This window comes from Amycolatopsis sp. NPDC058340, from assembly GCF_042723975.1.
Lineage (GTDB): Bacteria > Actinomycetota > Actinomycetes > Mycobacteriales > Pseudonocardiaceae > Amycolatopsis.
In genome coordinates, this window is sequence record NZ_JBHXIB010000015.1 from 1 (window position 1) to 20,358 (window position 20,358).

17 protein-coding genes are annotated in these 20,358 nt (G+C 69.2%); 8 read left to right on the forward strand and 9 right to left on the reverse strand.

Annotated features, from left to right (window positions below):
* Window positions 1-62: 62 nt before the first annotated feature.
* Window positions 63-740, reverse strand: a complete 678-nt coding sequence (locus ACFWIW_RS19080; RefSeq protein WP_378369633.1) for a TetR/AcrR family transcriptional regulator — start codon at window positions 738-740, stop codon at window positions 63-65.
* Window positions 741-851: 111 nt separating this feature from the next.
* Here ACFWIW_RS19080 and ACFWIW_RS19085 point away from each other — a divergent pair, with 111 nt between their 5' ends.
* From ACFWIW_RS19085 to ACFWIW_RS19095, 3 genes are all read left to right on the forward strand, one after another.
* Complete coding sequence (locus ACFWIW_RS19085) at window positions 852-1,265, forward strand: SgcJ/EcaC family oxidoreductase (RefSeq protein ID WP_378369634.1); 414 nt, start codon at window positions 852-854, stop codon at window positions 1,263-1,265.
* A gap of 129 nt (window positions 1,266-1,394) precedes the next feature.
* Window positions 1,395-2,195 (forward strand): siderophore-interacting protein, encoded by an 801-nt coding sequence (locus ACFWIW_RS19090; protein WP_378369635.1) that lies wholly within the window; start codon window positions 1,395-1,397, stop codon window positions 2,193-2,195.
* 10 nt (window positions 2,196-2,205) lie between these two features.
* Window positions 2,206-3,441, forward strand: a complete 1,236-nt coding sequence (locus ACFWIW_RS19095) for a serine hydrolase domain-containing protein (protein WP_378369636.1) — start codon at window positions 2,206-2,208, stop codon at window positions 3,439-3,441.
* Between the two features lie 55 nt (window positions 3,442-3,496).
* Here ACFWIW_RS19095 and ACFWIW_RS19100 read toward each other — a convergent pair whose 3' ends face one another.
* Window positions 3,497-4,954, reverse strand: a complete 1,458-nt coding sequence (locus ACFWIW_RS19100) for an alpha/beta hydrolase (RefSeq protein ID WP_378369637.1) — start codon at window positions 4,952-4,954, stop codon at window positions 3,497-3,499.
* A 174-nt stretch (window positions 4,955-5,128) separates the two neighbouring features.
* Between ACFWIW_RS19100 and ACFWIW_RS19105 the strand changes: the two genes are divergently transcribed.
* Window positions 5,129-6,616 carry an FAD-dependent monooxygenase gene (locus ACFWIW_RS19105; protein ID WP_378369638.1) on the forward strand — a complete coding sequence of 496 codons (1,488 nt, stop codon included), beginning with the start codon at window positions 5,129-5,131 and terminating at the stop codon, window positions 6,614-6,616.
* A gap of 53 nt (window positions 6,617-6,669) precedes the next feature.
* On the opposite strand, the gene ACFWIW_RS19110 is transcribed toward ACFWIW_RS19105, so the two are convergent.
* Genes ACFWIW_RS19110 through ACFWIW_RS19125 form a run of 4 tightly spaced genes read right to left on the reverse strand, consistent with a single transcriptional unit; the run spans window position 6,670 to window position 11,418 of the window.
* Window positions 6,670-7,659 (reverse strand): TIGR03842 family LLM class F420-dependent oxidoreductase, encoded by a 990-nt coding sequence (locus ACFWIW_RS19110; RefSeq protein ID WP_038517097.1) that lies wholly within the window; start codon window positions 7,657-7,659, stop codon window positions 6,670-6,672.
* A 9-nt stretch (window positions 7,660-7,668) separates the two neighbouring features.
* Window positions 7,669-9,054 (reverse strand): dihydropyrimidinase, encoded by a 1,386-nt coding sequence (hydA, locus tag ACFWIW_RS19115; protein WP_378369639.1) that lies wholly within the window; start codon window positions 9,052-9,054, stop codon window positions 7,669-7,671.
* The gene (locus ACFWIW_RS19120; RefSeq protein WP_073846488.1) at window positions 9,054-9,896 is read right to left on the reverse strand and encodes a nitrilase-related carbon-nitrogen hydrolase; all 843 of its coding nucleotides are present in this window, start codon (window positions 9,894-9,896) and stop codon (window positions 9,054-9,056) included. The genes hydA and ACFWIW_RS19120 overlap by 1 nt, the downstream gene beginning before the upstream one ends.
* On the reverse strand, window positions 9,847-11,418 hold the full coding sequence (locus ACFWIW_RS19125; protein ID WP_378369640.1) for an NCS1 family nucleobase:cation symporter-1: 1,572 nt from the start codon (window positions 11,416-11,418) through the stop codon (window positions 9,847-9,849). Before ACFWIW_RS19125 ends, ACFWIW_RS19120 begins: the two co-directional genes overlap by 50 nt.
* Window positions 11,419-11,659: 241 nt before the next feature.
* Between ACFWIW_RS19125 and ACFWIW_RS19130 the strand changes: the two genes are divergently transcribed.
* The 3 genes from ACFWIW_RS19130 (at window position 11,660) to ACFWIW_RS19140 (ending at window position 15,053) form a co-directional block, all read left to right on the forward strand.
* Complete coding sequence (locus ACFWIW_RS19130; protein WP_038524060.1) at window positions 11,660-12,343, forward strand: response regulator transcription factor; 684 nt, start codon at window positions 11,660-11,662, stop codon at window positions 12,341-12,343.
* A complete protein-coding gene (locus ACFWIW_RS19135; protein WP_240594530.1) occupies window positions 12,340-13,365 on the forward strand; it encodes a HAMP domain-containing sensor histidine kinase in 1,026 nt (341 codons plus the stop codon). Before ACFWIW_RS19130 ends, ACFWIW_RS19135 begins: the two co-directional genes overlap by 4 nt.
* A 128-nt stretch (window positions 13,366-13,493) precedes the next feature.
* Window positions 13,494-15,053 carry a DUF4153 domain-containing protein gene (locus ACFWIW_RS19140; protein WP_378369641.1) on the forward strand — a complete coding sequence of 520 codons (1,560 nt, stop codon included), beginning with the start codon at window positions 13,494-13,496 and terminating at the stop codon, window positions 15,051-15,053.
* 154 nt (window positions 15,054-15,207) lie between these two features.
* Here ACFWIW_RS19140 and ACFWIW_RS19145 read toward each other — a convergent pair whose 3' ends face one another.
* Entirely contained in the window at window positions 15,208-15,573 is a 366-nt protein-coding gene (locus ACFWIW_RS19145; RefSeq protein WP_378369642.1) for an SSI family serine proteinase inhibitor, read from the reverse strand.
* Between the two features lie 59 nt (window positions 15,574-15,632).
* Window positions 15,633-17,255 (reverse strand): PucR family transcriptional regulator, encoded by a 1,623-nt coding sequence (locus ACFWIW_RS19150; RefSeq protein ID WP_378369643.1) that lies wholly within the window; start codon window positions 17,253-17,255, stop codon window positions 15,633-15,635.
* 142 nt (window positions 17,256-17,397) lie between these two features.
* Between ACFWIW_RS19150 and ACFWIW_RS19155 the strand changes: the two genes are divergently transcribed.
* Complete coding sequence (locus ACFWIW_RS19155) at window positions 17,398-18,894, forward strand: CoA-acylating methylmalonate-semialdehyde dehydrogenase (protein ID WP_378369644.1); 1,497 nt, start codon at window positions 17,398-17,400, stop codon at window positions 18,892-18,894.
* A 62-nt stretch (window positions 18,895-18,956) separates the two neighbouring features.
* Here the strand turns inward: ACFWIW_RS19155 and ACFWIW_RS19160 are convergent, their stop codons facing one another.
* The gene (locus ACFWIW_RS19160) at window positions 18,957-20,183 is read right to left on the reverse strand and encodes a lipase family protein (protein ID WP_378369645.1); all 1,227 of its coding nucleotides are present in this window, start codon (window positions 20,181-20,183) and stop codon (window positions 18,957-18,959) included.
* Window positions 20,184-20,358 lie beyond the last annotated feature (175 nt).

Sequence of the window (20,358 nt, forward strand, 5' to 3'; positions counted from 1 at the left end):
TGGTGCCGAAGTACGCGGCCGCGGTCGAACTGCTCTTAGCCTCTTTAGTGTAATGGACGGTTCTAACCGTCCTTACCACTCACGAGGCCGCGCAGGAAGAGGTCGATGGCGAACTCGAAGCGTTCCTGCGCGGTCTCCGCGGTGAAGTACTCACCCGCGGCCAGCAGGTTCGGGAAGGCGCCGGGCGGGAACGACGTCATGTACTCGACCATCCGCTTGCCGCGTTCCTCCTGTTCGGCCAGGTCGATGTCGCCGTGTTGCCAGCCCGCGCCTTCGTAGGCGAAAGCCTTGGCGTAGAGCCATAAAGCGTCGGCTGCGAACAGGGCCCGCTTGAGGTCGAGGCCGCCCGCGCGCAGCACCGCGAGCATCGCTTCGGCCTGTTGCAAGGCGTTCGCGCCTACCGGGACCGGGATCGCCCACGCGATCTTGGCGATCCCGGGGACCGACGTCAGCGCGCGAACGTTGTCGCGCAGCAGCTCCTTCGCCTGTTCGACCCAGCGATCCGGGTCGGGTGCGGGGAACGGGCCGAAGGCGAGGACGTGGTCGACCATCAGCTCGTGGAGCTCTTCCTTGTTCGCCACGTGGGCGTAGAGCGACGCCGGACCGGTCTCCAGCGCCTGGGCCACGCGCCGCATGCTCACCGCCTCCAGCCCCTCGGCGGCGAGGAGGTCCAGTGCCGTCTTCACCACGAGCTCCTGGGACAGCACGGGTTTCTCGGCGCGACGCCGGGGCCTGCTCACTTCGTTCGCCTCCTGATCCGGGGTTCGCCGGGAACTCTACTTGACGCGAACACCGTTCGCCTGTAGAACGGTGTTCGTTAAACGAACAGCGTTCGTCAACTGGAGGAAATCATGACCGGACGACAGACCGAAGTCCTCGCCGTGCTGGGCAAGCTCGCCGACGCGTGGAATGACGGCGACGCGGCCGCGTACGCGTCGCTCTTCACCGAAGACGCCGACTACGTGACCTTTTTCGGGATGAACATGCCCGGCCGGGCGATGATCGAAAGCGCGCACCGGTCGCTGTTCGAGGGGCCGCTGAGGGGATCGAAGCTGCAGGCGGGCGGCGGCGAGCCCAAGGTGCGGTTCGTCCGGCCGGACGTCGCGATCGTCGTGTCCGGCGGCGGGTCGTCGCTGTCGGGAGGGAAGCCGGAGCCGGGCCGTGAATCGACGCTGACGTACGTGCTCGTGGAGGAGTCCGGCGGCTGGCGCGTCGCGTCGTTCCAGAACACCCGGGTGAGCGATCCGGCCGCGAAGGCTTCGTGAGAGCTCCTGGTCGATATCTCCGGTGTGGTCCGCGTTCCGCTTTGATCGGATGATGGGAGACCTACCCCGTCCCGGCGGCGGGAGGCGTACCCTCGGTTAGGTTCACCTAACCAAGGAAAGGGAGTGTGCATGGCCGAGGCGCGGAGGGCGGTGTCGGCGATCCCGTTGCGTGTGCTGCGCACCGAGCGGATCACCCCGCATATGGTCCGGATCGTCGCCGGGGGCGAAGGGATCGCCTCGTTCCGGCCCAACGACTTCACCGACGCCTACGTCAAGGTGCACTTCCGGGTGCCCGGCGTCACCTATCCCGAGCCGTTCGACCTGGCGCGTGTCCGCGAGGAGCTGCCGCGCGAGCAGTGGCCGCGGATGCGCTCTTACACCGTCCGCGCGTTCGACGCGAATCTCGGCGAATTGGTGCTCGACTTCGTCCACCACGGTGACGACGGTGTCGCCGGGCCGTGGGCCGCCGCCGCGAAACCCGGCGACGAGCTGCTGATCTCCGGGCCCGGCGGGGCGTACGCGCCGGGCGAGGAGGCGGACTGGCATCTGCTGGCCGGTGACGAGAGCGCCCTGCCGGCGATCGCCGCTTCCCTCGAGGCGATGCCGGCGGGTGTTCCCGTGCACGCGTTCGTCCTCGTGGAGGACGCCGCCGAAGAGCAGTCGCTGACCACCAAGGGCGACGCGCGGATCACCTGGCTGCACCGGAGCCGGGGCGACGATCTCGCGGCCGCCGTCCGCTCGCTCGAGTGGCGTGAAGGTGTCGTGCAGGCGTTCGTCCACGGCGAGGCCGGGTTCGTCCGTGACCTGCGGCGTCATCTGCTGGACGACCGGGGGATGCGGCGTGACCTGCTGTCGATCTCCGGCTACTGGCGGATCGGGAAGACCGACGAGGCGTGGCGACTGGAGAAACAGGCCGAGCGGAACGCGTAGCCTCGGTCGCATGATCGAGCTGAAGGTGGACGTCGACCCGGCCGAGGTGGGTTTCGACGCGGAGCGGCTGCGACGGATCGACAAGCATTTCGACGGATACCTGGAGCGGAACCGGCTTCCCGGCTACCTGGCCGTGGTGACCAGGAACGGGAAGGTCGCGCATCTCGCGGCGAACGGGCAGCGTGACATCGAGGCCGGGCTGCCGGTCGAGACCGACACCATCTGGCGTGTCTACTCGATGACCAAGCCGGTCACGTCGGTCGCCGCGATGATGCTCGTCGAAGAGGGGCGCATCGATCTCAAGGATCCGATCGCCCGCTGGCTCCCGGAGTTCTCGGAGCCGCAGGTCTTCGCCGGCGGATCGTCGTTGAAGCAGGCGACCGTGCCCGCCACCGAACCGATCCGGCTCTGGCATCTGCTCACCCACACGGCGGGGCTCACCTACGGGTTCCACCGCACGCATCCGGTCGACGCGGTCTACCGCGACGCGGGCTTCGACTTCGGCACCGCGCCGGGACTCGATCTGGCGGGCGTTTCCGAGGCGATCGCGCGGCTGCCGCTGCTGTTCGAGCCGGGTTCGGAATGGAACTATTCGGTCGCGACGGACATCCTCGGCAGGCTGATCGAGGTCGTCTCCGGTCAGCCGCTCGACGTCTTCTTCGCCGAGCGGATCTTCACGCCGCTCGGCATGCACGAGACGGGTTTCCAGGCCGCCGCCGGCGATCTCGACCGGCTGGCCGCGCTCTACGTGCCGCATCCGGTCACCAAGGCGCCGTTCCGTCACGACGAGATGGGCGCCCTCGGCCGGGTCACCCCGACGTGCTTCTCCGGCGGCGGCGGGCTGGTCTCCACCGCCGGCGACTTCCACCGCTTCACCCAGATGCTGGTGCGCGGCGGCGAACTCGACGGTGTCCGCCTGCTCGGCCCGCGCACGCTCCGGCTCATGGCGACCAACCACCTGCCCGGCGGCGTGGACCTGGAGACCTGCGGACGGACAGGGTTCTCCGAGGCGCCGTACCACGGTTTCGGCTTCGGGCTGGGCTTCTCCGTGCTCGACGACCCGGTGAAGGCGAAGACCCTCGCCAGCGCCGGGGAGTTCGCCTGGGGCGGCGCGGCGAGCACCGCGTTCTGGGTCGATCCGGACGAGGACGTCACGGTCCTGTTCTTCACCCAGTTGCTGCCCTCTTCCACCTACCCCATCCGCGTCGAATTGAGGAACCTGGTTTATCAAGCCTTGCTCGACTGAGGGGGAGCCACGTGGTCGGGGCCGTGTCCTCGCCGGCGAGGACACGGCCCCTCGCCTATCGGGCGTCGAAAGGCGCGTGATCCGGGGCGCAGACGGTGCCGCGCTCCGGAAGACGGCCATGGGCCAGATAGGCGTCGAGCGCCGCGTCGACACACGCGCTGCGGTTCGCGGCGCCGTGTCCCCAGGCGTCCAGCGTCAGGAGCCGGGCGTTGCCGAGGATGCGTTCGGTGCGCTTCGCCCCGGCGTACGGGGTTTCCGGGTCGCCCTTGCCGTTGGCGAGCAACAGGATCGGCGCGGTCGGCCGGTTCCACGGTCCCGTGTACCGCGCCGGATCGGCGGCGGGCCAGAAGGCGCACGGCAGGGAGAGATACGCGTCGTACGAACCGAATCCGCGGCTTTCCCGGTCACTCGCCTTGGCCGCGCGAGGCCAGGCGGCCGGGTCACGCGGGTTCGTGGTGTCCGCGCAGACCGTCCCGCCGCCACCCATCGCTGAATCGAAAGGGGTCGCGATGGCCGCGGCGGGTTTCGTCGCGGACTGGAGGAATTCCGCCAGCGCGGGGGAGCGGGCCTCGTCGGTGAGCGCGTTGTGGGTACGCCGGATGACCTCCTGGTAGGTGATCGGTCCCGGCGTGGCTTCGAGCCGGTCGAGGAGCGCGTCGTACTTGGCCCGCAGATCGGTCCCGGGTTCGCGGAACGCGCACCGGGTGTCGGCCGCGCACGCGTCGAGGAACGCCTGGAGCGCGCGGTCCGCGTCCCGGAAGCCGCCGAGCCTGGTGCTGAACGGGACGTTCGCGTCCTCCGGGCGATGCCCGGTGGACCAGGCGATCGGATCGTCGACGGCGTCCAGTGCCAAGGCGCCGACGCGATGCGGGAACAGGTTGGCGTACACCTCGCCGAGATAGGTGCCGTAGGAAAGGCCGTAGTAGCGCAACCGGGGCTCGCCGGCGGCTTCGCGCAGCCTGTCGAGGTCCCTGGCGACGTTCGCGGTCGACAGATGGTTCAGCAAGGGCCCGCCGTTGCGGCCGCAGGACGCGGCGACCTCGCGGACGTCGGCGAAATGCCGGGTCTCCTGCTCGGCGGTGATCGGGAAGTTCCCCAGAACCCGTTTGAGCGGCTCGGTCTCGGCATCGGACGTGAAGCAGCGGACCGGCGTGCTGGCGCCGACGCCACGCGGGTCGAAGCCGACGATGTCGAACTGCCGGTGCAGCGCCGCGGTCTGGAACTTGGTGAAGCGGCCGGGATTGCCGGGGCCGCCGGGATTGGTGAAGAGGGTGCCGCGTTTGTGCTTCCGGTCGGTCGCGGGAAGACGGCCGAGCGCGATGGTGATCCGAGGTCCGCCGGGGTCCTGATAGGACAACGGGACCTCGATCTCGGCGCAGTCGTAGCCCGGTGGCGAGCCGGACGGGCAGGGCCCCCAGGCGAGCCCCTTCGGCGCGGCCGAGGCCGCGGGCGTGAGCGTGACGGCGGCGAGCGCGGTGAGAGTGAGCACAGTGGCGATGCGGATTCTGGTCACCAGGCCAGCGTCTCGCCTCGCGGGCGCGCGATCCCTGGTGCTCGTACCCGGAAAAATGGTGGGGTACGCCCCTCCATGTTCAACATATAGCGCACCGGGGGGCTTGCGGCAAGACCCCGGTGATACCGCAGAATCCTCGGCCGTAGCCAGAACAGGCCGAACAGGAGTGAAGATTTGACGGACGTCGACGTGATCATCGTGGGTGCCGGCCCGACCGGTCTGATGCTGGCCGCCGAACTGCGGCTGGCCGGTGCGCGCCCGCTGGTCCTGGAACGGCGGCCGGAACAGGGGAAGACTCCGAAGGCCCATGGCCTCAGCGGGCAGATCCTGGACCTGCTGCACTATCGCGGCTTGCTGGAGAAGGTGCGAGGGCTCGTCACCGATCCCGTGCCGCCGCACCGTTTCCCCTTCGGCGGGGTGCACGTCGACCTCACCAGGTTCGACGAGCCGCCGTTGAAGGCGCTGTCGGTCCGGCAGCAGTCGCTGGAGCGGCTGCTGGAGGAGCACGCCACGGCGCTCGGCACGGAAGTGCGGCGCGGGCACGAGGTCGTCGGGCTGCGCCAGGACGAGGAGTCGGTGACCGCCGAGGTGCGCGGCCCGGACGGGGCGTACGAGGTCACCGCCCCGTATCTGGCCGGCTGCGACGGCGGGCGCAGTCCCGTCCGGTCGATGGCGGGGATCGGGTTCCCCGGCACCACCTATCCCGAGGTCAACCGGATCGGGCAGGTCAAGATCCCCGAGGGGCTGACCGTGCACGACGACGGCGACATCGAAACGCCGGAGCTGGGCCGGATCAAGGCGGGTTTCACGCGCACCGACAGCGGTGTCTTCGCGCTCGGTTCGCTGACGCCGGGGATCCTGTTCATCCAGACCACGGAGGACGATCCCGGCGAGGTCGACGACGACGTGCCGATGACCCTGGCCGAACTCGGGGACAGCATCCGCCGCGTGCTCGGCGGGGACGTCCCGCTGGGCGAACCGGTCCGGCTCTCGCGCTACCAGTTCTCCGCCCGCCAGGCCGAGCGCTACCGCGAAGGCCGGATCCTGCTGGCGGGCGACGCGGCCCACCTGCTGCCCTCCACCGGCACGGCGATCAACGTCGGCATGTCCGACTCGGTCAACCTCGCCTGGAAGCTGGCCGCCGAGATCCAGGGCCGGGCGCCGGAAGGGCTGTTGGACACCTATCACGCGGAACGGCACGCCGCCGGTGCGCGGGCGCTCCTGCAGTCCCGGGCGCAGGTCGCGTTGCGGCGAGGGCACGACGAAGCCGCCGAAGCGCTGCGCGCGGTCTTCCAGGAACTGCTGGACGACGAGCAGGCCGCGCGACGGCTGGCCTCCCACGTCGCCGGGACCGACACGCGCTATCCGATGCCGGGTTCCCCGCACGCGCTCGCCGGCACGTTCGTCCCGGATCTCTCCCTGGAGACCGACGACGGCCCGACCAGCGTCGCCGGGTTGCTGCGTCCGGCGCGGCCGGTCCTGCTCGACCTCGCCGGCCGACCGGAACTCCGCGAACTCGCGCAGGGTCGCGTGGACGTCCACACCGCGAAGGCCGAAGACCGGCCCGCCGACGTCCTCCTGATCCGCCCGGACGGCTACGTCGCCTGGGCGGGAGACGACGCCGACGGCCTCCGGGAGTCGCTCGCCACCTGGTTCGCGTGACGTCTCGTGAGTGGCAAGGACGGTTAGAACCGTCCTTGCCACTCACGAGCTTTTCACCGGTTGATGACCTCCGAGCCGTAGCGCTTCAGGGTTTCCTCGCGCTGGTCGTGCATCAGGTACAGCGAGAACTGGTCGACCCCGAGCGAAGCCAGCTCCTCCAGCCGTTCGACGTGCGCCGAAGACGGCCCGAGCAGGCAGAACCGGTCCACGATCTCGTCCGGGACGAAATCGGTCGACGGATTCCCCGCCCGTCCGTGGTGCGAGTAGTCGTAACCCTGCCGCTCACGGATGTAGTCGGTCAGCTCGTGCGGCACCGGCCCGGAATCGCCGTACCGCGCCACGAGATCCGCGACATGGTTGCCGACCATCCCACCGAACCAGCGCAGCTGTTCCCGCTGATGCGCCAGATCGTCGCCGACGTATGCCGGGGCCGCGAGACAGATCGTGATCCCGGCCGGATCCCGCCCCGCCGCGCGAGCGGCCTCGCGGACGGAACCGATGGTCCACCGGGCGATCGCGGGGTCGGCGCACTGGAGGATGAAGCCGTCGGCGTGTTCGCCGACGGTCTTCAGCGCCTTCGGCCCGTATCCCGCCATCCACATCTCGAGCCTGCCGTTGCGGATCCAAGGGATCTGCACCGGCTTGTCCCGTAACAGGACTTCCCGTCCTTCGGCCAGTTCCTTGACCACGTGCATGCACTCGCGCACGGTGGCCAAAGTGGACGGTGGCATACCCACCACCCGGTGCGCCGAGTCGCCGCGGCCGATTCCGCACACCGTCCGGTTGCCGTACATGTCGTTGAGCGTGGCGAAGGTCGACGCCATCACCGACCAGTCCCGCGTGGCCGGGCTGGTCACCATCGGGCCCACGATCATCGACGACGTCGCCGCCAGGATCTGCGAGTAGATGACGAACGGTTCCTGCCACAGCACGCACGAGTCGAAGGTCCAGCCGTAGCGGAACCCCTGGTCCTCGGCGGCCTTCATCAGCCGCACGAGATCGCGCGCGGGCGGATCGGTCTGGAGCACTATCCCGAAGTCCACGGCCACCCCTCAATTCAGATACTGGTTGAGGTCGCGCGAGAGGAATTTCCCGTGCGTCGTACTGCCCGAGAAACCGGACGGCGACACCACCACGCGCCCGCGCGAGAGCACGGTCTCGACCTTGCCGGTGATCTCCATCCCCTCGTAAGCCGAGTAGTCCACGTTCATGTGGTGCGTCTCGACCGAAAGGGTCTGCTTCGCCGCGGGGTCGTAGACGACGATGTCCGCGTCCGAACCCGCCGCGATGACGCCCTTGCGCGGGTACAGCCCGAACATCCGCGCCGGGGTGGTCGAGCAGGTCTCGACCCAGCGGCCGAGGGTGAGCTCGCCCGCCACGACACCCTGGTGCAGCAGGTCCATCCGGTGCTCGACGCCGGGGATCCCGTTGGGGATCGCGCGGAAGTCGCCGCGGCCGAGTTCCTTCTGGTCCTTGAAACAGAAGGGACAGTGATCCGTCGACACCACCGAGAGATCGTTGGTGCGCAGCCCTCGCCACAGATCCGCCTGATGCGACTTCTCTCGCAGCGGGGGAGAGGCGACGTACTTCGAGCCCTCGAAATCGGGCTTCGCCAAGTCCTCGATGGACAGATAGAGATACTGAGGACACGTTTCCGCGAAGACGTTCTGCCCGTCGTCCCGCGCTTCCGCGACCGCCGCCAGCGCCTGCGACGCCGAGAGATGCACGATGTACAGCGGCGCCCCGGTCACCTTGGCCAGCTGGATCGCGCGCGAGGTCGCCTCGCCTTCCAGTTCGGGCGGGCGGGTGAGCCCGTGCTGCACCGGGTCGATCTTCCCGGCGGCGAACGCCTGCGCCGCCAGCTGGTCGATCGCGATGCCGTTCTCCGCGTGCATCATGATCGTCGCGCCGATCTCGCGCGCCTTCTGCATGGCCAGCAGGATCTCGCCGTCCGTGGAGTAGAACACCCCCGGATAGGCCATGAACATCTTGAAGCTGCCGACCCCGCCGTCGACACAGGCTTGCATCTCCTTCAACGAAGAGTCGTTGACGTCGGAGACGATCATGTGGAAGCCGTAGTCGATGGCGCAGTGGCCGTCGGCCTTCTCGTGCCATTTGTCCATAGTGGACAGCAGGGACGTGCCCTTGGCCTGGACGGCGAAATCGATGATCGTGGTCGTCCCGCCCCACGCCGCCGCCGTCGTGCCGGTGCCGAAGGTGTCGACGGAATGCGTCCCGCCGAACGGCATCTCCATATGGGTGTGCGCGTCGATCCCGCCAGGCAGCACGTACTTCCCTGTGGCGTCGATCACCGAATCGGCGGGCCCGAGCGTCCCGGGGGCGCCGACGGCCGAGATCGTCTCGCCGTCGACGAGGACGTCCGCCGCCGAAGCACCCGCCGTGGACAGCACCTGCCCGCCGCTGATGAGGGTGGTCATCACGCCTCCGCGAGGGGTCCGTAGCTGTCGGGCCGCCGGTCCCGGTAGAAGGCCCACAGGTCCCGCACTTCCGCGAGCTTGCCCATGTCGAGGTCGCGGACGACGATCTCCTCCTCGGTGTCGGACGCGGCTTCGCCGACTAGCTGGCCGCGCGGATCCGCGAAATACGACTGGCCGTAGAAGTCGTTGTCGCCCAGGGGTTCCACGCCGACCCGGTTGATCGTGCCGACGTAGTACTCGTTCGCGACGGCGGCCGCGGGCTGCTCCAGCCGCCACAGGTACTCCGACAGGCCCCGGCTGGTCGCCGAGGGGTTGAACACGATCTTCGCCCCGGCCAGGCCCAGCGCGCGCCAGCCCTCCGGGAAATGCCGCTCGTAACAGATGTAGACGCCGATGCGGCCGACGGCGGTGTCGAACACCGGGTAGCCCATGTTCCCGGGCCGGAAGTAGAACTTCTCCCAGAAGCCCTTCACCTGCGGGATGTGGTTCTTGCGGTGCTTGCCGAGGTACGTGCCGTCCGCGTCGATCACCGCGGCGGTGTTGTAGTACACGCCGGGCTGCTCGACCTCGTACATCGGGACGACCAGCACGACACCGTGCCGTTCGGCGACCTCCTGCATGAGCTTCGTCGTCGGCCCGTCGGGGATGCCTTCGGTGTAGGAGTAGTAGTCGGTGTCCTGCACCTGGCAGAAATACGGGCCGTAGAACAACTCCTGCAGGCAGACGACCTGCGCGCCCTGCGAAGCGGCCTTGCCGATGGCATCGACCGCATTCGCGATCATGGACTCCTTGTCACCCGTCCACCGCTGCTGGATCAATCCGGCTCGGACCACGTCGCTCACTTGCATCCTCCTCGATTCCGGTGGTGCGCTTGCGTTCGGGCAGGGACAGCAGCAGGTAGACGACGAAGGCGCCCGCCAGGCCGACGACCCAGTTGTAGTCGTAGAGGGGTTTCAGGAACGGGATCAGCCCGTCGGCGGGGAACGGCCCGCCGTACGCGCCGCCGACCGCGAGCACCGCGCCGACCAGCGTCGCGACGAGCGCGCGCCAGTTCCAGCCGCCGTTGAACCAGTAGACGCCGCGTTCGGTGTACAGATCCCGCAGGCGCAGCTTGGTGCGGTAGACGACCCAGTAGCCGGCGACCATCACCCCGGCGACGGCGCCGAGCAGGCCGCCGTAGAAGCCGAGCCACGCGAAGATGTAAATGTTCGGGTCGGAGTAGAGCCGCCACGGCTGGATGACGATCCCGATGATGCCCGTGATCAGCCCTCCGACCGCGAAGGTGATCTTCTTCGGGAAGGCGTTGGAGAAGTCGTAGGACGGGCTGACCACGTTGGCCGCGAGGTTCGCCGACACGGTCGCCAGCACCAGTGCGATCAGCGCGACCACCACGACGACCGGGGAATCGAACCGGTCGGCCAGTTTCGCCGGATCCCAGATCTGCTCGCCGTAGAGGACGCTGCCGCCCGAGGTGGTCAGGATGGCCACGATCGCGATGAACGTCATCGTGGTCGGCAGGCCGAGGATCTGGCCGCGGATCTGTTTGCCCTGGCTGCCGCCGAACCGGGTGAAGTCCGGCATGTTCAGCGACAGCGTCGACCAGAACGCGATCATCGCCATCAGCGCCGGGGCGAACACCTTCCAGAAGTCCGGGCCCCAGCCGAGTTTCCCGGGCTCGGCCAGGATCGGGCCGAGGCCGCCCGCCTTGATCAGCACGTACCCCAGCAGGATCAGGAAGCCGACCGAGACCAGCGGCGCCGTCCAGTTCTCGAACTTCCGGACCGCCTCCATGCCGCGCCAGATGATGAGCATCTGGAACAGCCAGAAGAGGCCGAACGAGAGCCACAGCGTCCAGTGCTGGCCGAGGACGACGGTGGAGTTCTTCCAGCCGGATCCGGCCAGTCGCCCGACGATGATGTAGATCGCCTCGCCGCCGACCCAGGTCTGGATGCCGAACCAGCCGCACGCGATGAACGCCCGCAGCAACGCTGCCAGATTCGCGCCGCGCATCCCGAAGAAGGCGCGGGCGAACACCGGGAACGGGATGCCGTACTTGGTCCCGGCGTGGCTGTTGAGCAGCATCGGGATCAGCACGATCAGGTTGCCGATGGTGATCGTGAGCAGTGCCTGGACCCAGTCCATGCCGAGTGCGATCAGCGAGGCCGCGAGAGCGTAGGACGGGATGTTGTGCGCCATGCCCATCCACAGCGCGAAGTAGGTGTAGGTGGTCCAGGTCCGCTTTTCGACCGGGACCGGGGCGAGTTCTTCGTTGTAGAAGCGGCTGTCCTTCAAGGACTCGACCTCGCCGAGTTCCACCCGGCCATCAGGATGCACGTGCTGCGTACCGCGTGCCGTCGGCTCCATTGCGGAATCGTGCTCGCCCGCGCCGCGCGGGTGGGACTGGCAGACTGTTCACTGTTGATGGCGTCGGAGCGCAGACTGTCGATTGCGCTCGACGGGTCCGAGTGCATGACCTGCGTCACACATACGGACGTAGTGATCCGGCAAACCGGCCGAAACATCTCCACAGGATCTCCACAGCTCACCCGGATGGTCTCCACGGCCGATGCCTACAGTCATCCCCATGGAACTGGGAGGACGCCGGGTGCTGGTCGTCGAGGACGACGTGACCATCGCGGAGAGCATCGCCGCGCGTTTGCGGGCCGAAGGATTCTCGGTCGATCTGGCGCACGACGGGCCTTCCGGCGTCGAGGCGGACGCCGAACGGGAGCCGGACCTGGTGGTGCTCGACGTGATGCTGCCGGGATTCGACGGGCTGGAGGTCTGCCGCCGGATCCAGGCCCGCCGCCCGGTCCCGGTGCTCATGCTGACCGCCCGGTCGGACGAGACGGACATGCTGATCGGCCTCGGTGTCGGCGCCGACGACTACCTCACCAAACCGTTCTCGATGCGGGTGCTCTCGGCGCGGGTGCACGCGCTGCTGCGCCGGGTCGAACGGTCCGCGCGCGCCGAGGGCGAGGACGCGGGCACGAAGATCGTGCTCGGCGACCTCGAAATCGACGTCGACCAGCGGCGGGTCACGCGGGCGGGCACCCAGGCCCAGCTGACGCCGATCGAATTCGACCTCCTCGTCCACTTCGCGAAACGCCCGAGGGCGGTGCAGCCGAGGGAACGGCTGCTCAGCGAGGTCTGGGACTGGGACGTCGCGGGCACCGGTTCGGGCACCCGCGCCGTCGACAGCCACATCAAGGCGCTGCGCCGCAAACTGGGCGCGGACCTCATCCGCACCGTGCACGGCGTCGGCTACGCCCTGGAGGTGGGATCGTGAAGCTCCGCCCGCTGCTCGGCCGCGTCGTCGACGCGCTCCCGAGACCGCTCGACCCGGTCCGCTCCATCAAGCTCAAGCTCGCGATCCTGCTGGTGTCGTCGGGCGGGATCGCGTTCGCCTTCTTCAACTGGCAGATCGGCTGGCTGCCGCCGCGCACCACGATCGCCGCCATGGTGCTGGCCGTGGTCACGTCGCAGATCCTGGCGCACGGGATGACCAGGCCGCTGCGGGAGATGACCGCCGCGGCCCGGGCGATGGCCAAGGGCGACTACACCCGCCGGGTCCGGGCGACCGCCCGCGACGAGGTCGGGGAGCTGTCGCACGCCTTCAACCAGATGGCCGCCGACCTCGACGCCTCGGATCAGCGCCGCCGCGAGCTGATCGCGAACGTCTCCCACGAGCTCCGCACGCCGATCACCGCGCTGAACGGGGTGCTGGAGAACCTGGTCGACGGCGTCGCCGAGCCCGACCCGGCGACGTTGAAGACCGCGCTGCAGCAGACCGAGCGGCTCGGCAGGCTGGTTTCGGAACTCCTCGATCTCTCGCGGATCGACGCGGGTGCTTTCCCGTTGCAGCTGGAGGAGTTCGATCTCGAACTGCTGCTGGAGGAGGTCGCCGCCGAAGCCGGGGCCACGGGGCGCGGAGTGTGCTTCTCCGTCGACGTCCAGCCGCCCGGCGCGACCGCCGTCGCCGACCGCGGCCGGCTCTACCAGGTCGTGGTCAACCTGCTCGACAACGCCGTCCGGCACGGACCCGCCGGGGGGCAGGTCCGGGTGCGGGCGGAGGCCCGCGAGGCCGACGTCGTCATCGAGGTCGAAGACGAAGGCCCCGGGATCCCGCCGGGGGAGCGGGACAGCGTGTTCGAGCGGTTCACCCGGGGTGAGCGGGCGGGCGGCGGGGGCACCGGCCTCGGCCTCGCGATCGCGCGGTGGGTGGTCGACCTGCACGACGGCAGCATCGCCGTGGTCACCCCCGAGGGGCGGCCGGGCTGTGTCATCCGCGTCGTGATCCCCGTTCCCTAGCGGGGGGCTGAAGGGGACTTTCCCCGCATGTGACGGGGCGAAAGCGTCCTTCACCGCATGAGATGAGGCGAAGGACGCTTTCAGCCCACGTGACCAACTGTATGTGCTTTCGCAAACTGGAGGATTCGATGAGCGAAGATCAGGAGAAGCAGGCGCACGCGTCGCCGCCCTCGGCGACGACCACCCTGCCGCCCGCCCCACCGGTGCCGCCGGTGCCGATCCTGATGCGGCCACGGGTGCCGCCGAAGTCGGCGATCATCCCGCTGCCCGCCTCCGTGCTGCCCGCGGCGGTCGCGGCCGGGCTCGTCACCGCGTTCGTCATGCCGGACGACCCCGGAGCGGGCTGGTTCGTGGCAGGGCTCGCCTTCGCGGCGGCTGTCTACTTCGCCGACAAGCGCGCCCGCGGCGACGCCGAACCACATTTCAGGCTGGTCAACGCGGTGTGGGCGGCGGCAGCCCTCGGTTTGCTCGCGGTCGGGATGTTCCGCGCCTCGGTGTGGCTGAACGTGTTGTGCGTGCTGGCGGCCTTCGTCGCCGGGTCCCTCGCGGTGGTCGGGAAACGCACCGTGAACACGATCATTTACGACGTCTTCGCGGTCCCCATCGAGGCGCTGCTTTCGATCCCGTGGATCGGACGCGGGCTCACGAAGCTCGGCAAGAAACAGGAAGGCCGGACGCGGCCGAGGTTCCTGGTGCCGGTGCTGGCGAGCGCCGTGCTGTTGCTGGTGTTCGTGCCGCTGTTGCGGGGCGCGGACGCCGCGTTCGCGAGCGTCGTCGACGCGGTGATCCCCGAGCTGAACCCGGGGACCTTCGTGCGCTGGGGTTTCCTGTTCGTGGTGGCCGCGTTCGCCGTCACCGGGGCGTGTTACCTGCTGGCGGCGCCCCCGCTGCCCGCGGCCGACGACGCACCGCGCAAACGGCTCGCGCACCGGCTCGAATGGACGTTGCCGCTGGGCGTGCTGGTGCTGCTGTTCACGAGTTTCGTCGCGGTCCGCCTGGTCGTGTTGTTCGGCGGCACCGAATACCTCCTGGCCACGAGCGGTCTGACGGCCGCCGAGTACGCCAGGAGCGGGTTCTGGCAGCTCTCCGCCATCACCGTGCTGACCCTGCTGCTGGTCGCCGCCGCGTTGCGCTGGGCGCCGAAGACCTCGGTGGCCGATCGTGCCTGGCAGCGCGGGCTGCTCGGCGCGTTGAGCGTGCTCAGCCTGGTGCTGGTCGCGTCGGCGTTGAGTCGCATGTGGACATACCAGCAGGCGTACGGGTTCACCGTGCTGCGGCTGCTCGTGGAGGTCTGCGAACTCTGGATCGGGCTGATCTTCCTGCTGGTGCTCGCGTCCCTGATCCCGCTGAGGTCGGCCTGGCTGCCGCGCGCGGCCATCGGGGCCGCCGTCGCGGCGCTGCTCGGGCTGGCCGTGCTCGATCCGGAACGGTTCATCGCCGATCGCAACATCGACCGCCTCACGCACGGCAAGACGCTCGACACCGGTTACCTCTCACGGTTTTCCGCCGACGTGGTGCCGTCGGCGGACCGGCTGCCCGAGCCGCTGCGGTCCTGTGTGCTCGGACCGGTCGTCCGAGGAATCCCGGAAGATGATTGGCGCGAATGGAACCTGAGCCGGTCCCTCGCGCGTCAGACCCCCGTTACCGCGAAGGACGGGATCGGCTGCCGGTACCTGACCCGTCCTTGAGCCGTGACCCACGGCCTTGATCGCCCTCTTGGGGGTGAGGGCGATCAAGGCGGCGGTGAACGGCGCCGCCGGGCCACCGAGGGGGAGGTCCGGCGGTCACCTGTGCCACGACGGCCTCATCGGACAGAAGTCCTTCGTGGCAACGATTTCCGGGTCAGAAGGTGAAGACGCCCGCCGACTCGGCGTCGGCGACGCAACGGTTGGCGTACGAGGTGCGGAAGGTGACCGGTTCACCGCGCCATTTGCCGACCGCCGAGACGTCCACCGGCGAGTATTCGAGGGTGCACGCCCGGGGTTCAGGGCGGAGCTTGTCGAACTTTCCGTCCACTTCGGACAGTTTGCCGCAGGCGTTCCCGCGGGTGGGGTGGGAACCCCCGGTGGGCTCGCAGGTGAGCGAGACGGTGCCGATCCGGCCCCTGGTGTCGTGGCTGGTCAGCTGAAACGTGGATTCGGCGGGTTGCGCCGGGGCCAGACAGGCCAACGTGAGCACGCAGGCGCCGATCGGTTCGAAGAAAGCCATATCAACCCTATCGGCTGACGTGGCCCGATCACTGTGTTCCACGCTCGGGTGAGATTTGCTCACCCGGACGTGTGGTCGTCGGCATTTCGGATGTCGTGGGCGAGCAAAGCGACATAAAGCGAGAGCATCGACTCCGGATCTTCGAGCCGCACGCCCAGTACCTGCTCGATCCGGGCCAGCTGCTGGTAGTACGCGGTGCGGGAGGTGTGCGCGGCGGCGGCCGCCGCGGACTTGTTGCCGCCGTGCTCGCAGTAATGCCTCAACGCCTGAACGAGTCTGCTGCCCTGCGCGGCGTCCCGGCTCAGCAGCGGGCCGAGCTCCCGGGCGGCGAACGCGGTGATCCGTTCGTCGCCCGCCAGCAGGTGCAGCAGTCCGCGCAACCGGACGTCGTCGAGCCGGTGGACCACCCGTTCGACGTTCTCGCTGAGCGCGGCGGCGGCGACCTGCGCGGCTTCGACGAGTGTCCGCCGTGCTTCGGCCGGTCCGCTCCCCGTGGTCCCGACCGCGACCACGGCGGGCGCGCCGGCGCGGGCCTCGTGGACGTCGGTGGCCAGCCGCCTCAGTACCGCGTCGACCCCGGCTTCCGGGGAGAGCGCGATCAGCGCGCGCACCTGGGTGTCGTCGGTGGCGACCAGTGCGGACACCTTGGCGTGCCGCGCGGCGAGCACGGTCGCCTCCGCGAGTTCCCGCAGCAGCACCGGGGTGGACTGCGCGGTCTTGGCGGTCACGGTGATCCGGGGCCGCACGGCGACCCCGACCAGCAGCCGTCCGGTCAGCGGGACACCCAGCGCGGAGGCCCGCGCGGTCAGTTCGGCGGGCGGCACCGGGTTCGCCAGCAGTTCGGTCAGGATCGCGCGGTGCGCCTGGCGTTCGAGGCTGTCGGTGTCCTTGGCGACCAGCCGGTGGACCGCGAGCGCGGACGCGGCACGTTCGGCGACCACGACGTGCCGGTGCGGCGGCGGATCCCCGCAGACGACGACCAGCCGTCCCCAGTCGTGCCCGCGCGCGCCGACCACGGTGATCAGCCAGCCCGCGCCCTGGTGGTAGCCGGTCCGCTCGCCGACCTGCACCGGCCGCGACCGGGACGGCCAGCCGGGCAGCAGTTCGCCGGGGTCGGTCCCCGCCGTGTCGTAGGCGAGGACCTCGTGCGACAGCGTCTCCAGCACGACGGGGTGTTCGGTGAGCCTCGCGACCTCACGCAGGATGTCGCCCGGCTCGGCGCCGGCGACCGTCAGCGCGGTGAAGGTCTCGTGGACCCGCTCGGCCGCGCGCAGTTCGTCGACCTGGGCGTCGACGATCAGCCCGTTAACCGCCTCGGTGACCGACACGAACCGCGTCTCGCGCGAAAGGGTGATCAGCGGGACACCGTGGCGGTCCGCGGCGTCGACCAGCGCGGGCGGCAGCTTCTCACTCCAATGCCGGACCAGTTCGACGACGATCCCGGCGACCCCGACACCCGCCAGGTCGCCGACGTAGCGGGCCAGCGCGGCGCCGTCGTCGGGCAGCGCGACCCCGGTGGTGAGCACGAGTTCCCCGCCCCGCAGCAACGGGGCGATGTCCGCGACCTCGGCGACGTGCGCCCAGCGGACCGGCGCGTCCAGCCCCGCCGCCCCCGCCACCACATGGGGCCTGCCCTGACGCAGCACCGGCAGCGCGAGCACCTCGGCGACGGTCGGGTACATCGGCCTCCCACCCGGTTCGACAACGCTGGAGACAGACTGTACGGGCGGGACCGGGAGTCCGTACACGTTGACGATGGCGTCGGTGTGGCGCGCGCACCCAGACTCGACCGGGAGCAGGTATCAGGACCAGGAAGGCGGAACCGTGACCGACCGCATCAACCACTGGATTGACGGCAAACCGTGCGAAGGCGTGAGCGAACGATCCGGTGACGTGTTCGATCCGGCCACCGGCCAGGTGCGGGCGAAGGTCGCCTTCGCGGCGCAGGACGACGTCGACGCCGCCGTCGCGGCCGCGTCCCGCGCGCTGCCGGGCTGGCGCGGGACGTCGCTGGCCGGGCGGACGCGAGTGCTGTTCGCCTTCCGTGAGCTGCTTTCGGCGCGGCGGCACGAACTGGCGAAGATCGTCACCAGCGAACACGGCAAGGTCGAATCCGACGCCGCGGGCGAGGTCGCGCGCGCGATCGAGAACGTCGAGTACGCCTGTGGCGCGGCACAGATGCTCAAAGGCGGCTTCAGCGAGAACGCCTCGACCGGCGTCGACGTGTACTCGATCTCGCAGCCGCTCGGCGTGGTCGGCGTGATCTCGCCGTTCAACTTCCCGGCGATGGTCCCGCTGTGGTTCGTGCCGAACGCGCTCGCCTGCGGCAACACCGTCGTGCTCAAACCGAGCGAGAAGGATCCGTCCGCGGCCGTGTTCATCGCGGAACTGTTCGCCGAGGCGGGCCTGCCCGACGGTGTCCTCAACGTCCTGCACGGCGACAAGGTGGCCGTCGACGGGCTGCTGGAACACCGCGACGTCAAGGCGATCTCGTTCGTCGGCTCGACGCCGATCGCGAAGTACGTCTACGAAACCGGGACCAGGCACGGGAAACGCGTGCAGGCGCTCGGCGGCGCGAAGAACCACATGGTCGTCCTCCCGGACGCCGACCTCGACCTCGCCGCCGACGCGGCCGTGTCCGCGGGCTTCGGCTCGGCGGGGGAGCGGTGCATGGCGGTTTCGGTCGTGGTCGCGGTCGACCCGGTCGGCGACGAACTGGTCGCGAAGATCGCCGAGCGGATCAAGCGGCTCCGTGTCGGCGACGGCATGCGGCCCACCTCGGAGATGGGGCCGCTCGTCACCGCCGCCCACCACGAACGCGTCGAGTCCTATGTGGAGGCCGGTGTCGAAGCGGGCGCCCGGCTCGTCGTCGACGGCCGCGGCATCGAGGTCGACGGCGAGGACGGCGGCTTCTGGCTCGGCCCGACACTGTTCGACCAGGTCACCCCGGACATGTCCGTGTACACCGACGAGATCTTCGGGCCGGTGCTGGCGGTCGCGCGGGCCGAGGGCTACGACGCGGCGCTGGAGCTGATCAACGCCAACCCCTACGGCAACGGCACCGCGATCTTCACCAACGACGGGCGGGCCGCGCGGCGGTTCCAGAACGAGGTCGAGGTCGGGATGGTCGGCGTGAACGTGCCGATCCCGGTGCCGGTCGGCTACTACTCGTTCGGCGGGTGGAAGGACTCGCTGTTCGGGGACAGCCACGCCTACGGGCCGGAAGGGTTCCACTTCTTCACGCGGACGAAGGTCGTCACCTCGCGGTGGCCCGATCCTTCGCAGGGCGGGGTGAACCTCGGGTTCCCGCGTAACAGCTGACGACAGCGCCTCGTGAGTGGCAAGGACGGTTCTAACCGTCCTTGCCACTCACGAGGGGTGGGTCAGAACCGGCCGCAGTTGCCGTCGCCCGCCTGCCCGTTGAACACGCTCTTCAACCACTCGGCGGCGTTGGTGGACGCGGCCGTCATGCCCAGCGCGTGGGAGAAGAACGGCGTGAGGGTCGGCAAGTCCTTCCACTGGACGTTGGCGCCCTTGCCGCACCAGTCCTTCGCCATCTGCTTGCCGACGGCGGCCGGGATGACGTCGTCCATCGGGCTCTGTTCGACCAGGACCGGCATGGCGGGTTTGATCGTGCCGATCCGGTTCTCCGCCACGATCGCGTCGAACGGCGGCTGGGACAGGTAGGCCGACACCGGCTTGCCCTCCTTGGTCAGCGAGCTGGACTGCTTGTACATGAACTGGAGGACCGCGTTCATGGTGCAGGTCTGGCGGGCCTGCAGGAACAGTTCGGCGCCGGTCGGGTTGGCCAGGTTCATCAGTTTGGCCTCGGGGTAGGCCTGGTTGATGCCGATCAGCGCGTAGCCGAGGAACCCGAAATACATTCCGCCGTCGAGCGATTTCGAAAGCGCCGCCTTGTCCGCGGGCGGCGCGCCGGAATAGACGCCCTTGACGTTCAATTCGGGCGCGTAGGTGGCGGCCAGTTCGGCGGCGGCCGCGGCGGCACTGCCGCCCTCGGAGTAGCCGGCGATGCCCACCGGGCCGTCGGCGGGCAGACCGGTTCCGGGCAGCCGCTGCGCGGCGCGGACGACGTCGAGCACGGTGTGCGCCTCGGACAACCGGACGACGTACTGGTGGTCGCCGCTGCCTTCCACCCACGGCCCGATGTAGTCGGTCTGCGCCACGGCGAACCCGGCGCCAAGCAACGCGTTGACGAACCCGCCCTGGAAACCGGAGACCAGGTCCGAGGCACCCTCGCCCGCGAGGGTCTTCGAGGGGGCGCAGTCCGGTCCCATGCCGAACGTGAAGGGCGCGTAGGCCACGATCGGCCGTTCGCCGGGACCGTTCCACGGTTTGTCCGGCACCAGAACGGTGCCGCTCACCGCGACCTGCTTGTCCTTGTTGTCCCGTGACAGATATTGGATCCGGGTCGATTTCGCCCCGTTGTAGGTCGAGGGTTGGGACTTGACGATGTCGCCGTTTTCGCCGGCGGGAAGCGGTGAAGAGGAGGCGTACACCGAATTCGTGTCCGCGCTCGCGGGCGCCGCGCCCGCGGCGACCAGCGTCACGGTCATGGCGGCGATCAGGACATGGCGAAGGGAAGAAGTCATATCGAGCTCCACACTGAGTCGGAAAGTGGGCCGGTGGACGAAAACTCCCGCACGTGGCCCTGCGCGGTCAATGACCGTTCGTCGAATTGTCACGTCAGGACGGCTGTTCGCGTCCGGGATTGTCAGGCGTGGCGGTTTTGTCATTCCGGTCAGCATGGGGAAAACGAATTCACTC

Bases quoted from the DNA above. Each gene is read 5' to 3' on its own strand.
- ACFWIW_RS19085 (WP_378369634.1), top strand. From the start codon at position 852: ATGACCGGACGACAGACCGAAGTCCTCGCCGTGCTGGGCAAGCTCGCC.
- ACFWIW_RS19090 (WP_378369635.1), top strand. From the start codon at position 1,395: ATGGCCGAGGCGCGGAGGGCGGTGTCGGCGATCCCGTTGCGTGTGCTG.
- ACFWIW_RS19095 (WP_378369636.1), top strand. From the start codon at position 2,206: ATGATCGAGCTGAAGGTGGACGTCGACCCGGCCGAGGTGGGTTTCGAC.
- hydA (WP_378369639.1), bottom strand. From the start codon at position 9,054: ATGACCACCCTCATCAGCGGCGGGCAGGTGCTGTCCACGGCGGGTGCT.
- ACFWIW_RS19125 (WP_378369640.1), bottom strand. From the start codon at position 11,418: ATGGAGCCGACGGCACGCGGTACGCAGCACGTGCATCCTGATGGCCGG.
- ACFWIW_RS19140 (WP_378369641.1), top strand. From the start codon at position 13,494: ATGAGCGAAGATCAGGAGAAGCAGGCGCACGCGTCGCCGCCCTCGGCG.
- ACFWIW_RS19145 (WP_378369642.1), bottom strand. From the start codon at position 15,573: ATGGCTTTCTTCGAACCGATCGGCGCCTGCGTGCTCACGTTGGCCTGT.
- ACFWIW_RS19150 (WP_378369643.1), bottom strand. From the start codon at position 17,255: ATGTACCCGACCGTCGCCGAGGTGCTCGCGCTGCCGGTGCTGCGTCAG.
- ACFWIW_RS19160 (WP_378369645.1), bottom strand. From the start codon at position 20,183: ATGACTTCTTCCCTTCGCCATGTCCTGATCGCCGCCATGACCGTGACG.